Annotated in this window: 14 protein-coding genes; 11 read left to right on the forward strand and 3 right to left on the reverse strand. The window is 63.0% G+C overall.

All coding sequences use genetic code 11. The features are described 5' to 3' along the window. The first annotated feature begins 39 nt into the window (after positions 1-39). The 3 genes from NCR38_RS33105 to NCR38_RS33115 are packed head-to-tail and all read left to right on the forward strand — an operon-like array spanning position 40 to position 2,832. On the forward strand, positions 40-2,043 hold the full coding sequence (locus NCR38_RS33105; protein WP_250478471.1) for a SpoIIE family protein phosphatase: 2,004 nt from the start codon (positions 40-42) through the stop codon (positions 2,041-2,043). Further along, positions 2,040-2,468, forward strand: a complete 429-nt coding sequence (locus NCR38_RS33110; protein ID WP_250478472.1) for an ATP-binding protein — start codon at positions 2,040-2,042, stop codon at positions 2,466-2,468. Before NCR38_RS33105 ends, NCR38_RS33110 begins: the two co-directional genes overlap by 4 nt. 28 nt (positions 2,469-2,496) lie before the next feature. Next, positions 2,497-2,832: an STAS domain-containing protein gene (locus NCR38_RS33115; protein ID WP_250478473.1), complete on the forward strand. Its 336-nt coding sequence runs from the start codon at positions 2,497-2,499 to the stop codon at positions 2,830-2,832. A 72-nt stretch (positions 2,833-2,904) separates the two neighbouring features. On the opposite strand, the gene NCR38_RS33120 is transcribed toward NCR38_RS33115, so the two are convergent. The 3 genes from NCR38_RS33120 to NCR38_RS33130 all read right to left on the reverse strand — a co-directional run bounded on the left by NCR38_RS33120 (position 2,905) and on the right by NCR38_RS33130 (position 4,550). Continuing rightward, on the reverse strand, positions 2,905-3,393 hold the full coding sequence (locus tag NCR38_RS33120; protein ID WP_250478474.1) for an Hcp family type VI secretion system effector: 489 nt from the start codon (positions 3,391-3,393) through the stop codon (positions 2,905-2,907). Positions 3,394-3,589: 196 nt separating this feature from the next. Continuing rightward, on the reverse strand, positions 3,590-4,078 hold the full coding sequence (locus tag NCR38_RS33125; RefSeq protein ID WP_250478475.1) for an Hcp family type VI secretion system effector: 489 nt from the start codon (positions 4,076-4,078) through the stop codon (positions 3,590-3,592). A 127-nt stretch (positions 4,079-4,205) separates the two neighbouring features. Continuing rightward, positions 4,206-4,550 (reverse strand): STAS domain-containing protein, encoded by a 345-nt coding sequence (locus tag NCR38_RS33130; RefSeq protein ID WP_250478476.1) that lies wholly within the window; start codon positions 4,548-4,550, stop codon positions 4,206-4,208. A gap of 414 nt (positions 4,551-4,964) precedes the next feature. Between NCR38_RS33130 and tssB the strand changes: the two genes are divergently transcribed. From tssB to NCR38_RS33170, 8 genes are all read left to right on the forward strand, one after another. After that, on the forward strand, positions 4,965-5,459 hold the full coding sequence (gene tssB / locus NCR38_RS33135) for a type VI secretion system contractile sheath small subunit (RefSeq protein WP_250478477.1): 495 nt from the start codon (positions 4,965-4,967) through the stop codon (positions 5,457-5,459). A 1-nt stretch (position 5,460) separates the two neighbouring features. Further along, positions 5,461-6,948 (forward strand): type VI secretion system contractile sheath large subunit, encoded by a 1,488-nt coding sequence (gene tssC / locus NCR38_RS33140; protein WP_250478478.1) that lies wholly within the window; start codon positions 5,461-5,463, stop codon positions 6,946-6,948. Between the two features lie 202 nt (positions 6,949-7,150). Continuing rightward, on the forward strand, positions 7,151-7,639 hold the full coding sequence (locus NCR38_RS33145; RefSeq protein WP_250478479.1) for an Hcp family type VI secretion system effector: 489 nt from the start codon (positions 7,151-7,153) through the stop codon (positions 7,637-7,639). A 21-nt stretch (positions 7,640-7,660) separates the two neighbouring features. After that, positions 7,661-8,074, forward strand: a complete 414-nt coding sequence (gene tssE / locus NCR38_RS33150) for a type VI secretion system baseplate subunit TssE (protein ID WP_250478480.1) — start codon at positions 7,661-7,663, stop codon at positions 8,072-8,074. Positions 8,075-8,123: 49 nt separating this feature from the next. Continuing rightward, on the forward strand, positions 8,124-9,848 hold the full coding sequence (tssF, locus tag NCR38_RS33155) for a type VI secretion system baseplate subunit TssF (RefSeq protein WP_250478481.1): 1,725 nt from the start codon (positions 8,124-8,126) through the stop codon (positions 9,846-9,848). Continuing rightward, positions 9,812-10,795, forward strand: a complete 984-nt coding sequence (gene tssG / locus NCR38_RS33160; protein ID WP_250478482.1) for a type VI secretion system baseplate subunit TssG — start codon at positions 9,812-9,814, stop codon at positions 10,793-10,795. The genes tssF and tssG overlap by 37 nt, the downstream gene beginning before the upstream one ends. Positions 10,796-10,837: 42 nt before the next feature. Further along, a complete protein-coding gene (gene tssH / locus NCR38_RS33165; RefSeq protein WP_250478483.1) occupies positions 10,838-13,477 on the forward strand; it encodes a type VI secretion system ATPase TssH in 2,640 nt (879 codons plus the stop codon). 99 nt (positions 13,478-13,576) lie between these two features. Continuing rightward, positions 13,577-14,569 (forward strand): pentapeptide repeat-containing protein, encoded by a 993-nt coding sequence (locus NCR38_RS33170; RefSeq protein ID WP_250478484.1) that lies wholly within the window; start codon positions 13,577-13,579, stop codon positions 14,567-14,569. Position 14,570: the final 1 nt, after the last annotated feature.

The raw sequence follows: 14,570 nt of genomic DNA on the forward strand, positions 1-14,570 counted from the left end.
GGGCGATGGCCGACGCCAGCCCGATAACCCAAGCAACGTATGTCCGATCTGACGGCGGCACTGTTCGCCCGCTATAACCGCGTCATGCGTATCGCGCTCGTCGGCGTGCTCGTCGTGGCGTGCGCGCTCGTCTATCTGCAATACCGGATGACGCTTCAAGCGCAGACTTCCGGCGTGAGCCAGCGGATGCAGGAGCAGGCGATCGCGCTCGACGCGCTCGTGCGCAGCAGCACCGACGCCGTCAACGCCATGCGCATTCAGGGCGAGACGTGGCTGCGGCTGCATCCGCAGGGCGCCCCCGATACGGCATTGCTCGACGCGCTCCGGCCCGGCAGGGAGCCGGACAGCATTCAGCTCGATGCGCTGCCCGCGCCGTGGACGCCCGCCGACGCGGGCAACTTGACAGGCCTCGTCGGGCCGCGCACGCGGGCGCTCGATCGCGAACTCAAGATGGCGCTGAGCCTGAACGGCCCGTTCAAGACGATCATGGCGAATCTGCCGGGCGCGACGTGGGTCTACTACACGTCGGCGCGGCGCTTCATCAATATTTATCCGTGGGTGGCGTCGAAGGATTACTTTTACGCCGACAGCCTCAGGAAGCAGGAGTTCTTTACGGAAGTGCAGCGCGCGCCGGGGCCCGAGCGTTCGGTGTTCTGGACGCCCGTTTATGTCGATGAAGCCGGCAAGGGTTTGATGGTGACCGCATCGGCGGGCGTGTTCGACGGCAGCGCGTTTCGCGGCTCGGTGTCGCTCGATCTGACGCTCGGCTGGCTCAACCAGTTCGTGCGTACGTGGCCGCCGGGACTCGGGCGGATGTTCATCGTGAACGACCGCGGACAGTTGCTCGCCGATCCCGAACTGGTGCACGCGGGCGCGCAGGAAGTGCGGATGGCCGCCGACGCCTTTCCGCCCGCGCTGCGCCGCGACGTCGAGCGCGTGCTGCGCGACGCCGACGGCCGTCTCACGATCTTCGACGACTATTACATCGAAGCGGTCGGCATCGGCCATGCGCCTTTCCGTCTCGTGCTGCTGCTGCCGCGCTGGAACCTGCAGCGCGTGGCGCTCGAAACCGGCGTGCCGAGCGTGCTCGTGCTGGTGCTGAGCCTCACGCTCATGCTGATGATCGCGAGCCGCATGACGTACAACGACGCGATTCTTCCCGCGCAGAAGCTCGTGCGCTACATCCAGGACGAAGACCGCGGCTCGGTCAAGTCGATTCCCGATATTCCGCAGGCGTGGCGGCCCTGGTTCCTGACGATCCAGAACGTCTTCAACGCGCATACGAAGCTCGTGTCGATCCAGCAGGAACTCGACGTCGCGCGGCGTATGCAGCAGTCGATCGTGCCGACGCGCTTTCCGTCGCGTCCCGACTTGCAGATGTTCGCGCGCATGGTTCCGGCGCGCGAAGTCGGCGGCGACTTCTACGATTACTTCTGGCTGTCCGATCAGAAGATCGGCGTGGTGATCGCGGACGTGTCGGGCAAAGGCGTGCCCGCCGCGCTTTTCATGGCGGTGGCGCGCACGCTGCTGCGCGCGATCGCGCCGAGCGCGGCGAGTCCGGGCGCGTGCCTCGCGCTCGCTAACGACCTGCTCGCGCAGGACAACGAGGCGACGATGTTCGTCACGCTGTTCTACGGCATTCTCGACACGGCGACCGGCGAACTCGAATACGCGAATGGCGGCCATAATCCGCCTTACGTGATCGCGCCCGACGGCTCGATATCGCAATTGCCGGGCACGGGCGGCATGGCGCTGGGCGTGATCGAAGGCACGCCGTTCGCGGAAGGACACATGCGTCTCGACGCCGGCACGACGCTTTTGCTGTACACCGATGGCGTGACCGAAGCGTTCAATCCCGCCGACGAGGAATACGGCGAACTGCGTCTCGCGCAGCATCTGGCCGACGCGAAGGGCGTGGAAGTCGAAGTGCTGCTGAAGCGCCTTTTCGACAGCGTGCATCGTTTCGCCGATGGCGCGCCGCAATCCGACGACATCACTTGCCTCGCGATTCATTACGGGGCTTCCGGACCGACGACATCATGAGCGCAACCGGCACGCTCGACACGCAACTGGACGCACGGACGCCGGATATCGGCGACCTGGTGGATCGCTTGGAGGCGCTCTTCGACGCGCACGGCCTGCCGCCGCCGCTCTTCCAGAGCTTCGCGATGGCTTTCGACGAAGTGATCTCGAACATCGCCGCGTACGGCTCCGCGCACGATCCGATTCGCGTGCGCGTGACGATCGCGGCCGACGCGGTGCGCGCCGAGGTCAGCGACGACGGCGTCGCCTTCGATCCGCTCCAGTTGCCGGACCCTGACGTGACAAGCGATGTCGATGATCGCGCGATCGGCGGTCTGGGCGTCTTCCTGGTCAGAAAGGTCATGGATGCGGTGACCTACGAGCGCCGCGACGATCGCAATTGCCTGCACTTCAGCAAGCGCATCGCCGCGCAGCCGGCTGCGTGATGCGCGTTATGAATTACCGAGGAACCCGATGAATATCAATGAAACCCGCGAAGGCGACGTGCTGGTGGTCGCCGTGGAAGGACGCATCGACAGCACGACGTCGAAACAGCTCGAGGACGTGTTGCCGGAGCGCGTGCAGGCGAGCCGCCGCGTGCTGCTCGACATGAGCGACGTGCAGTATGTGAGCTCCGCCGGCTTGCGCGTCTTGCTGAAGGCGGCGAAGGCGGCCCGCGGCACGGGACACGATCTGGTGCTGGCCGGCTTGCTGCCACAGGTGCACGAGGTGTTTCAGGTGATCGGCTTCGATTCGCTGTTTCGCATAGTGCACGATCGCGCGGCGGCGATGGCAGCGCTTACCGCCTGATCGCTCTTCCTTTTCTCGTGCAAACAAAAAAGACCGCCTCATGTGAGGCGGCCTGCACGTCGGGTCATTCGATCAAGCCTTCGGCGCGAGCCAGGAATCCTCGGCTTCGATGCCATCCGGATCGAACGTCCACGTGATCTTCTCGTATGTGAACGAGATGTCTTCCATGTGGCCCATCTGCTTGTTCTCCGGCGACAGGCAGTTCGGCGTCCACGACTTCATGTTCGTCAGAATCGCGTTGGAGAGCTTCACGGTGTAGTACTTCTCCTCCGTGCCCTTGGGCGAAATGCGGTAGAACTCGAGCGTCACGTCCTTCATCTGCTCGCCCGACGTCAGCGCCTGGAACAGCTTCGGCGACGACTTGTCGATTTCCTTGGTGAGCGTCATCGGCAGATGCACGCGCTTGCCGGTGGGCAGGCCCGTTTGCGGGCTCTTCGGGATTTCGATGGTGTGATCGACGGCTTGCACGAGGATCTTTCCTTCGTGACCTTGAACCTTGGTCGAGCCTTCGATCTTGCCTTGGTTCTGGCCTTCGAGGGCGAGGTAGCAGGGCATCGGCATGATTCTTCTCCAGTGGTTGTTTGTCGGTTGTGCGCAGTTCGTTCTGTGCATGGGATGAATTCTGCGCGTCAGCCGTTACGGTGAAGTTTCAGAAAAGCCGGCTCAGGTTACGGATGAAACATGCGCTCGAAACCGCAAACAAAAAGGCCGCCTCGATGACGAGGCGGCCTTGCTTACCGCGATGGATCGATCCGGCTCAAGCCTTCGGCGCGAGCCACGAATCCTCGGCTTCGATGCCGTCGGGTTCGTACGTCCAGGTGATCTTCTCGTACGTGAACGACAGATTCTCCATGTGACCCATCTGCTTGTTTTCGAGCGACAGGCAGTTCGGCGTCCACGACTGCATGTTCGTGAGGATCGCGTTCGACAGCTTCACGGTGTAGTACTTCTCTTCCGTGCCCTTGGGCGAAATGCGATAGAACTCGAGCGTCACGTCCTTCATCTGCTCGCCCGACGCCAGCGCCTGAAACAGCTTCGGCGACGACTTGTCGATTTCCTTGGTCAGCGTCATCGCGCCATGCACGCGCTTGCCGGTGGGCAGGCCCGTCTGCGGGCTCTTCGGGATTTCGATGGTGTGATCGACGGCTTGCACGAGGATCTTTCCTTCGTGACCGCGAACCTTGTTCGAGCCTTCGATCTTGCCTTGGTTCTGGCCTTCGAGCGTGAGGTAGCAGGGCATCGGCATGATTTGTTCTCCAGTTGTTCGTTGGTTGTGCGCAGTTCGTTCTGTGCATGGGATGAATTCTGGGTGCGCGCCGTTACCGCCGCGTTTCAGAAAAACGCGCCCAGGTTACGAATGAAACACGCGGGATTCACGCCACTTCGTCGAAGCGTTCGAGCGCGGAGGCCCGCGTATCGGTGACGTTGAGAATGTTGAGAAATCCGCTGATCTCGAAGACTTCGCGGATCTGGTCGTGCATACCGCAGAGCACGAGCCGTCCGGCGGATTGCTTGAGACGCTTCGCCGCGATCAGCACGACGCGCAGTCCCGCGCTGGAGATATAGCCGAGCGCGCTCAGATCGAAAAGCAACTGGTTCAGGCCCTGATCGAGCTGGCGCTGGATTTCCGCTTCGACCTGCGCCGCGTTCGTGCTGTTCAGCGCGCCCTCGAGGCTCACGATGAGCACGTCGCCCTGCACTTCATACTGGTTTGCCACAATGGTTTCTCACGTAAGGGCGATATGGCGGCCTGCCTGTGTCGAGGCATGTCGCGTCGTTCGATGACGCTCCGATTGTTGACGGCAGAAATAAAAAATCCTTGAGCATCGAAACGCCTTCAAGAATTTGCGAACGCGGTCGTTAATGCCCTCAGCGACAGGAAAGTCAGCGTATCACGCGGGTTTTATGCCTAAGGCACGAATAGAACCCCGAACCCGGTTCTCTTTGCGGCAATGACCGGCGATACGGCATGAGATCGTTCCGTGTCGCCAGCAGCACGCGATGACGCCGATGCGCCAGCTTTCGCGAACGATCGTGCGACTCAAGCGACATTCACGCGCCACCGCGCTGCGACGCTAACAAAGCGGCCTGATTTTTCATCAACACTTTTGGTATTGGGTTAGGGGGTAGGCATGGCATCTGACGGTTCAGTGGCTCCGAAGGAGCGGGTCAATATTGTGTATCGTCCGGCCACCGGAGATGCCAAGGCGGAAGTCGAGTTGCCGCTCAAATTGCTGGTACTCGGCGACTTCACCTTGCGCGACGACGAAACGCCGATCGAGGAAATGAAGCCGGTCAACGTCGACAAGGACAACTTCAACGAAGTGCTCAAGGGCCAGAAGCTCTCGCTCGATCTCGCGGTGCCGAACCGCCTCGAAGCGAACGCCGACCCGGAAGCGAAGATCGCGATGAACCTGAAGTTCGAGTCCGTCGACGATTTCTCGCCCGACGCGATCGTCGAGAAGGTGCCCGAACTGCGTCAGATGATCGCCCTGCGCGATGCACTGAAGGCACTGAAGGGACCGCTCGGCAACATTCCCGATTTCCGCAAGCGGGTTCAGGAACTGATCGAAGACGAAGGCGTGCGCGCGCGTCTGATGAGCGAACTCGGCATCGAGGAAAAGTGACATGAGCGACATGGAAAAAGAACAGGCAGCCACCGCCGCGCCGGAAGCGGACGCGAGCATTTCGCTGCTCGACCAGCTGATCGAGTCGGCGCGCATCAAGCCGGGCGACGAAGCGTATTCGATCACGCGCCAGGGCATTCAGGCCTTCATCGGCCAGTTGCTGGAGCCGCAGAACGCGGTCGAGCGCATCACGCAGGCAACGGTCGACAGCATGATCGCTGACCTCGACCAGAAGCTGTGCGCGCAGGTCGACGCGATCCTGCATCACGCCGACTTTCAGAAGATGGAATCGGCGTGGCGCTCGCTCAAGTTCCTCGTGGACCGCACCAACTTCCGCGAGAACGTCAAGATTCAACTGCTGAGCGTGAGCAAGGGCAAGCTTCTCGAAGACTTCGAGGATGCCGCCGACATCACCAACTCGGGTCTCTACAAGAATCTCTACACGGCCGAATACGGCCAGTTCGGCGGCCAGCCGTTCGGCGCAATCGTCGCGAACTACGAGTTCGGCCCGGGCACGCAGGACGTCAAGCTGCTGCAGAACGTGGCGAGCGTCTCGGCGATGAGCCATGCGCCGTTCATTGCCGCGGCCGGTCCGCATTTCTTCGGCGTCGACAGCTATGACCAGTTGCCGAACCTGAAGGACTTGTCGTCGATCTTCGAAGGTCCGCAGTTCGTCAAGTGGAACGCGTTCCGCGAGTCGGAAGACGCGCGTTACGTCGGCCTCACGCTGCCGCACTTCCTGCTGCGCGTGCCGTATGGCGCCGATACCGTGCCCGCCAAGAAGTTCAACTACAAGGAAGACGTCTCGGGCGGCAACAGCCAGTTCCTGTGGGGCAACGCGGCGTTCGCGTTCGCTTCGCGCCTGACGTCGAGCTTCGCCGATTACCGCTGGTGCGCCAACGTGATCGGACCGCAAGGCGGCGGCACGGTCGGCGATCTGCCGGTGTACACGTACGAATCTATGGGCGAGCTGCAGAACAAGATTCCGACCGAAGTGCTCATCTCCGAGCGTCGCGAGTTCGAACTTGCCGAGCAGGGTTTCATTGCGCTGACGATGCGCAAGAACAGCGACAACGCCGCGTTCTTCTCGGCGAACTCGGCGCAAAAGCCGAAGTTCTTCGGCAACACGAAGGAAGGCAAGGACGCCGAGCTGAACTACAAGCTGAGCACGCAACTGCCGTACATGTTCGTCGTGAGCCGCCTCGCGCATTACATCAAGGTGATCCAGCGCGAGAACATCGGCACATGGAAAGAGCGCGTCGATCTCGAAAGCGAACTCAATACGTGGATTCGCCAGTACGTCGCGGACATGGACAACCCCGCCGAAGGCGTGCGCAGCCGTCGTCCGCTGCGTCAGGCGGAGATCGTCGTGGCCGATGTCGAAGGCGATCCGGGCTGGTATCGCGTGGACCTGAAGGTGCGTCCGCACTTCAAGTACATGGGCGCGTCGTTCACGCTGTCGCTCGTCGGCAAGCTGGACAAAAAATAAGCATTGAAGCGTCGTGGCGCAGGGCGTGTTTCATCTGTAACGCAGCGCGGAGGAACTGAAACCAGGCGGTAACGGGCCTTCTGCAACATGTGAAACATGCGCAGCGCAAACAAGAGCTGAGCAAAAAACCGGAGGCGGCGCTTCATCAGAGATCGCGCCGCTCCGACATCCAAACAGAGTGCTACCCATTAGGGGAAATATCATGCCGATGCCGTGCTACCTCACCCTCGAAGGCCAGAACCAAGGCAAGATCGAAGGCTCGACCAAGGTTCAAGGTCACGAAGGAAAGATCCTCGTGCAAGCCGTCGATCACACCATCGAAATCCCGAAGAGCCCGCAAACGGGCCTGCCCACCGGCAAGCGCGTGCATCTGCCGATGACGCTCACCAAGGAAATCGACAAGTCGTCGCCGAAGCTGTTCCAGGCGCTGACGTCGGGCGAGCAGATGAAGGACGTGACGCTCGAGTTCTACCGCATTTCGCCCAAGGGCACGGAGGAGAAGTACTACACCGTGAAGCTCTCCAACGCGATTCTGACGAACATGAAGTCGTGGACGCCGAACTGCCTGTCGCCGGAGAACAAGCAGATGGGCCACATGGAAGACATCTCGTTCACGTACGAGAAGATCACGTGGACGTTCGATCCGGATGGCATCGAAGCCGAAGATTCCTGGCTCGCGCCGAAGTCCTGAACGTAGCAGGCAGGAGGCGAGGTGAGAGAACGTCGGCTGCTGGAGCGCATCGCCACCTGGAATGCGGGCGAGCAGCGCTCCAACGAAACCCAGGTCGACGTTCTGCTCGACTCGGTGATGAGCCACCTGAGCCGCCTGCTCAACACGCGGCAGGGCAGCGTGCAGATCGATCCGCTTTTCGGCGTGCCCGATTTCACCAACCTTGCCGGCACCACCGCGATGGGTTCCACGCGCGAGATCGAAGAAGAAATCCGCAGGATGGTGGTGCGCTACGAACCGCGTATTAAGTCACCGCGCGTCACGCTCAATCGTCAGGAAACCGATGTGCTGTCCATCCGCTTCTCGCTCGAAGGTTCGCTCGAAGTGGACGACCGCGAAATTCCGCTGCGCATCTCGACGACCGTGGGCGCGAACGGCCGCGTGAGCGTCGGCTGATCGCATCGTCAAAACCTTTTTCTTCCGGGTGCCGCCGAGTCGGTGAAGCATGTTCAATCGATACTATCAGGATGAGCTGAACAAGCTGAAGGGCCTGGCCGGTGAGTTCGCGCTCGCGAACCCCGCCACCGCGCCGATGCTGTCCGGCACGTCGGCCGATCCGGATGTCGAGCGTCTGCTCGAAGGCGTCGCGTTTCTCAACGGCCTCACGCGCCAGAAACTCGACGACCAGTTCCCCGAGTTCGTTCAGGAACTCACGAATCTGCTGTTCCCGCATTATCTGCGGCCGGTGCCGGCTTCGACGCTGATCGGCTTCACCGCGAAGGGTCCGCGTACGGGCGCATCGCGGGTCGCGGCGGGCACCGAGCTCGCCTCCGTACCGGTCGATGGCACCGCGTGCCGCTTTCGCACGAGCTGCGATCTCGACGTCGAGCCGCTGCGCATCGCCGGGGTCAATCTGCTGAGTCACGCGGGCACGGCGCCGGTGCTGATGATCGACTTCGAAATGGAAGGCGGCCTGAGCATCGCGCAATGGAACGGCGATTCGATCCGCCTGTTCCTGAGCGGCGGCTATGTCGATGCATCGAAACTGCTTCTGCTGCTGATGAATCACGTGACCGACGTGCGCATCTCCGGCGGCAGCGGCGAGCGCCTGTCGCTCGGCGCGAAAAGCCTGCGCACGAGCGGCTTCGACGCGGGTCTCATCGGCTATCCGAGTCATGCTTCGAGCGGTTATCGCACGATCCAGGAATTCTTCACGCAACCGGAAAAGTTTCTCTTCATCGATATCGCCGGGCTCGAGCGCTGGACCGCGAATGCGAGCGGCTCGAGCTTCAGCATCGTCATGACGCTCGACGGCCTGCATGGCTGGATGCCCGAACTCGACACCGGCAGCTTGATGCTCAACGTGGTCCCGGCGGTCAACGTGTTCTCGCATGTCGCCGATCCGATCACGCACGATCATCGCGCGACCGAATATCGCGTGAATCCCGAAGGACGCGATCGCCGGCACTTTCAGGTGTATTCCGTCGACCAGGTGCTCGGCTATCAGCAGGGCCGCGCGCAGGAGCGCGTGTATCAGCCGTTCAGCATGTTCCGCCACGACGGACGCGGCGCGCAACTGAGCTATCGCACGACGTTGAAGAGCGCGAACGTCGAACGCGGCAGCGACGTGTATCTGTCGCTCAACTATCCGCCTTCCGAAACGCCGCTGCCGGAAACGCTGTCGATCCGCGTCACGTGCACGAATCGCGCATTGCCCGAAGGTCTCAAGCCGGGCGACATCAACGTGCCGACGAGCACGTCGCCCGATCAGATGAGCTTTACCAACATCCGCGCGATCACGCCCGCGCAGGACCCGCCCGCGGGCGAGGAACTGCTGTGGTGCCTGCTATCGCACGTGTCGCTGAATCTGCTGTCGCTCGCGAGCGCGGAAAACCTGCGCAAGATGCTCGGCCTGTACGTGTTCAACGGACGGCAAGGGCAGGAGCAGTCGAATCGCCGCCGCATCGAAGGCATCGTCGATGTGACGGCCACGCGCGAGTCGCGTCTCGTCGGGCGCGGCGGGATGCAGCGCGGCCAGTTGATCCGCATTCGTTGCCGTGAGGACCATTACGCCGGTATCGGCGACCTGTATCTGTTCGGCTGCATGATCGAACGCTTCCTCGGCGATTACGCCGGCATCAATGCCTATACGCGCGTCGAACTCGAAGACACGCTTTCCGGAACCGTATTCAAATGGCCGCCGAGACTCGGACAACAGCCGATGCTGTGAAGGCGCTGCTTCTCACCAACGGTGAGAAGTATTCCTACTTCCAGGCGATCCGGCTGCTGCGCCTGTACGACCGCCATACGGGGCTGAATCAGGAAAACCTGCGCGTTCGCCCGCGGCTCGGGCTCGGCTTTCCAGAGAACGACATCGACCGTATCGAGTCGATGCCGTCGGGCGGCTATCGCATCACGGCGAACTTCTTCGGCCTGTACGGCGTCGCCTCGCCGCTGCCGACCTATTACACCGAAGATCTCTTCGAGGAAGAGCGCGAAGGCCATCACGTCACGCGCGACTTTCTCGACGTCGTGCATTACGCGATGTATCCGCTGCTCTTCGACGCGTGGGCCAAGTACCGCGTCGAGCAGCGCATCGTCGAGGATCGGCACGAGGCGTCGCTCAATCAGCTGTATGCGTTCGTCGGCCTGCACGATCCGGACCTGCGCGCCGATCTCTTGCCCGGCAGCGCCGAACTGCTGCGCTACGCGGGCCTGCTCAATCAGCGGCCGCGCTCGGCGCTCGGCCTGAAAACCCTGCTCGCCGACGCCTTCGCGCCCGCCGATGTCAAGGTGATCTGCGGCGTGATGCGCGCGGTGCCGATTCCCGCCGATCAGCGCTGGCAACTGGGACGGCAGCAAAGCCGCCTCGGCGAAGACGCGTGGCTCGGCGCTGAAATCGACGATCACGAAGGCGCGATTCGCATCGAATTCGCGGACGTGCCGCAAAAACTGTTTCATCAGATGCTGCCGGGCGGAAGCGCGCACGCGCGTCTGCGCTTTTTCACGCGCTTCTACTTGACTGATCCGCTCGACGTCGATGTCGAACTGGAACTGCGCCACGAAGACGCCGGCACCGCGCGCCTGGGACGCGGCGCGTGGTCGCGGCTCGGTTTCGACACCTGGCTCAATCCCGGCGAGGCGAAGTCGCCGACCCGGGTTCACTACTCTCTCTAACCATTTGCTGGCCGTTGCTGCAAGACTAAGAGGAACACAAACATGCTGCTGGTCGAACTGAAGCCCCTGGTGGGCCGCCTCAACGGCTTTTGCAAACAGGCGCTCGAAGACGGCGTCGGGCTGTGCGTATCGCGCGGTCATTACGAGATCACGGTCGAGCATCTGCTCGTCAAGCTCTTCGAAAACCATCAGGCCGATATCGCGCTGCTGCTGCGCCAGCACGACGTCGATGCGGCGCTGGTGCAGCGCGCGATCAACCTGTCGCTCGAACAGATGAAGACGGGCAACGCGGGCCGTCCCGCGTTCTCGCCGCTGCTGCTGGAAATGCTGCAGGACGCGTGGCTGATCGCATCGGTGGATATGCAGGAGCCGCGCATCCGCTCCGGCGCGGCGTTGCTCGCGTTTCTCGCGCGCCCGACCTATTACGCGACCGGCGACTACGCCGCGCCGCTGCGCGCGCTCAACCGCGAAACGCTGATCCGCTCGTTCGATAGCGTCTGCGGCGGCTCCGTCGAAGCGGGCACGCGCGAAGCGATCGGCGAGAGCGCGGGCGATGCATCGGCGGCGGCAAGCGGCGACGGCAGCGCCATCGCGCGCTTCTGCGAAAACTTCACGGAGAAGGCGCGCGCGGGCAAGCTCGATCCGGTGTTCGGCCGCGATGCCGAAATCCGCCAGATGGTCGATATCCTCGCGCGCCGCCGCAAGAACAATCCGATCTGCGTCGGCGATCCGGGCGTCGGCAAGACGGCGGTCGTCGAAGGACTGGCGCTGCGCGTGGTCGAAGGCGATGTGCCCGATTCGCTGAAGGACGTGACCATCCTCGGTCTCGACATGGGCCTGCTGCAAGCGGGCGCGAGCGTGAAGGGCGAGTTCGAGAACCGCCTGAAGGGCGTGATTACGGAAGTGAAGGCATCGGCGAAACCGATCATTCTGTTCATCGACGAAGCGCACACGCTGATCGGCGCGGGCGGTCAGGCGGGCACCTCCGACGCCGCCAACCTGCTGAAACCGGCGCTCGCGCGCGGCGAGCTGCGCACCATCGCGGCGACGACGTGGGCCGAATACAAGAAGTATTTCGAAAAGGACGCGGCGCTCGCGCGGCGCTTCCAGCTCGTCAAGCTCGACGAGCCGGATCTCGATACCGCCGTGCTCATCTTGCGCGGCCTGAAGGCGAAGTACGAGGACGTGCACAAGGTCGTGCTGCGCGACGACGCGATCGTCGCGGCGGCCGAGTTGTCCAGCCGCTATATCACGGGCCGTCAGTTGCCGGACAAGGCCGTCGATCTGCTCGACACCGCCTGCGCGCGCGTGAAGGTCCTGCAAAGCGCGAAGCCCGACGTGCTCGAAAACACCGAGCGCCGCATTCAGGCGTTGCAGCGCGAAAAGAACGGTCTCGAACGCGATGCCGACAACCAGCAGCCCGTCGATCTCGCGCGTCTCGCCGAAATCGACGCGGAACTGCCGAAACTCGGCGCGCAAGCGGACGACCTGCGCGCCGTCTGGGAACGTCAGCGCGAAGCGGCGCGCGCGCTGCTCGACGCGCGTGCGTCGCGGCATCGCGCGAAGGCCGAAGGCGCATCGGCTGATGTGCTGCAAACGCTCTCCGATGCCATCGCGGCCGCCGCCGAGACGTTCAAAACGGCGCAGGGCAGCCAGCCGCTCGTGCATATCGACGTCGATCCGGACGTGGTCGCGCGCGTGATTTCGGACTGGACCGGCATTCCCGTAGGCAAGATGCTGCGCGATCAGGCGCAGAGCGTAATGCGCATGGCCGACACGCTGAAGGCGCGCATCCGCGGTCAGGATCACGCGATGGATCAGATCGCCGAAGTGCTGAAGACCGCCAAATCCGGCCTGAAGGATCCCGAGCAGCCGATGGGCGTGTTCCTGCTCGCGGGGCCGTCGGGCGTCGGCAAGACGGAGACGGCGCTGTCGGTGGCGGACATCCTGTTCGGCGACGAAAAGTCGACCACCGTCATCAACATGAGCGAGTTCCAGGAGAAGCACAACGTGAGCCGCCTGATCGGTTCGCCGCCGGGATACGTCGGCTATGGCGAAGGCGGCGTGCTGACCGAAGCGGTGCGCCAGCGCCCGTATTCGGTCGTGCTGCTCGATGAAGTCGAAAAGGCGCATCTCGACGTGATGAACCTGTTTTATCAGGTGTTCGACAAGGGCATGTTGTCGGACGGCGAGGGCAAGGAGATCGACTTCTCGAACACGGTGATCTTCCTCACGTCGAATCTGGCGACGGATGTCATCACCGAAATGACCGCCGGCGACGACAAGCCCGACGCCGCCACGCTGCTTTCCGCCGTGCGGCCGATTCTGTCGAACCACTTCAAGCCCGCGCTGCTCGCGCGCATGACGGTGATTCCGTACTTCGCGCTCGCCACCGATGCGCTCGCGGGCATCGTGCGTCTCAAGCTCGACAAGATCGTGCGGCGCGTCGCGCATAACAACAAGATGCGTTTCACGTACAGCGATGCCGTCGTCGCGCAGATCGCCGCGCGCTGCACGGAAGTGGAGACGGGCGCGCGCAACATCGACTTCATTCTGCGTGGCACGGTGCTGCCGCTGATGTCGCAGGAAATTCTCACGCGCATGGGCGAAGGCGCGGCGTTGCCGGAAGTGGCGCTGGATGTGAACGACGAAGGCGATTTCGTCGTGAGTTTTCCGGGCTGAAGTTACATCGGTAACGCGCGGGCGTCCGGCTGAAACACGATGGAAGCCGGGCGCCCGCAAACTGGCTTCGAGAATGCACGAACGACAAGAGGAAACGGCTTGAGCAAGGAACAGTTGGCGGCGGCGCTGGCGGGCGACAGGATGATCGACGATGCCGATCTTTGCGGCATCGATCTGTCCGGGCAGGATTTGTCGGCGTGCCGCTTTCGCAACGTGAAGCTCGCGGGCGCGAACTTCGCCGGCGCGACGCTCGCCGATGCGGATTTCGAAGCGTGCGATCTGTCGGGCGCGAATCTGTCGGGCGTGAGCGCGGCGGGCGTGTCGTTCGCGCGGGCGAATCTGAGCGGCGCGACGGCGCAGGCCGCGAACTTCGAGATGGCTTATTTCGCGGCCTGCGATTTCACGCGGACCGCGTTCGTTCAGGCCGGCTTCGTTCGCGCCGATATGCACGAATGCAGCTTCACGCAGACCGATTTTTCGCGCGCGAACCTCACGCGCCTCACGGCGATCAACATGGACTTCACGAGCGCCGTCTTCGCCGGGACGACGCTCTGCAACGTGTTCTTCGCGGGCTGCCTGCTGACGAAGCAGGATTTGCGAACGTGCGACCTGACGATGGCGATCCTCAACGACGCCGATCTCGCGGGCGTCGATCTGCGCGGCGCGGCGCTCGATCGCACGAGCCTCATGAACGCGCGGCTCGAAGGCGCGTCGCTCGCCGATGTGCGCGGCACGTACACCGCGTTGATCGGCGCGCGGCTCGCCCAAGCCGATCTGGCGGGCGCGAGCTTCGTCATGTCGGATGCGAGCGGCGCGGATTTCAGCGCGGCGCGCGCCGATGCGAGCCAGTGGACGCAATCGATGCTGCATTCGAGCCGCTGGCCGCGCGCATCGCTGATCGGGGCGCGGCTGATCGAATGCGATCTGTCGCACGCGGATTTATCGGACGCGAATTTGTCGCGCGCCGATTTGAGCAACACGAACGTCCACGCGATCGGGCAGACGAACGCCCGCTGGGACGGCGCGAATCTGAAGACCGCGCGCAAGACCGACGAAGCGCTCGCGCGCGCCGAGCAGTGGCGCGCCGCCTGAG

Source organism: Caballeronia sp. INML1, assembly GCF_023631085.1.
GTDB classification, from domain to species: domain Bacteria; phylum Pseudomonadota; class Gammaproteobacteria; order Burkholderiales; family Burkholderiaceae; genus Caballeronia; species Caballeronia turbans.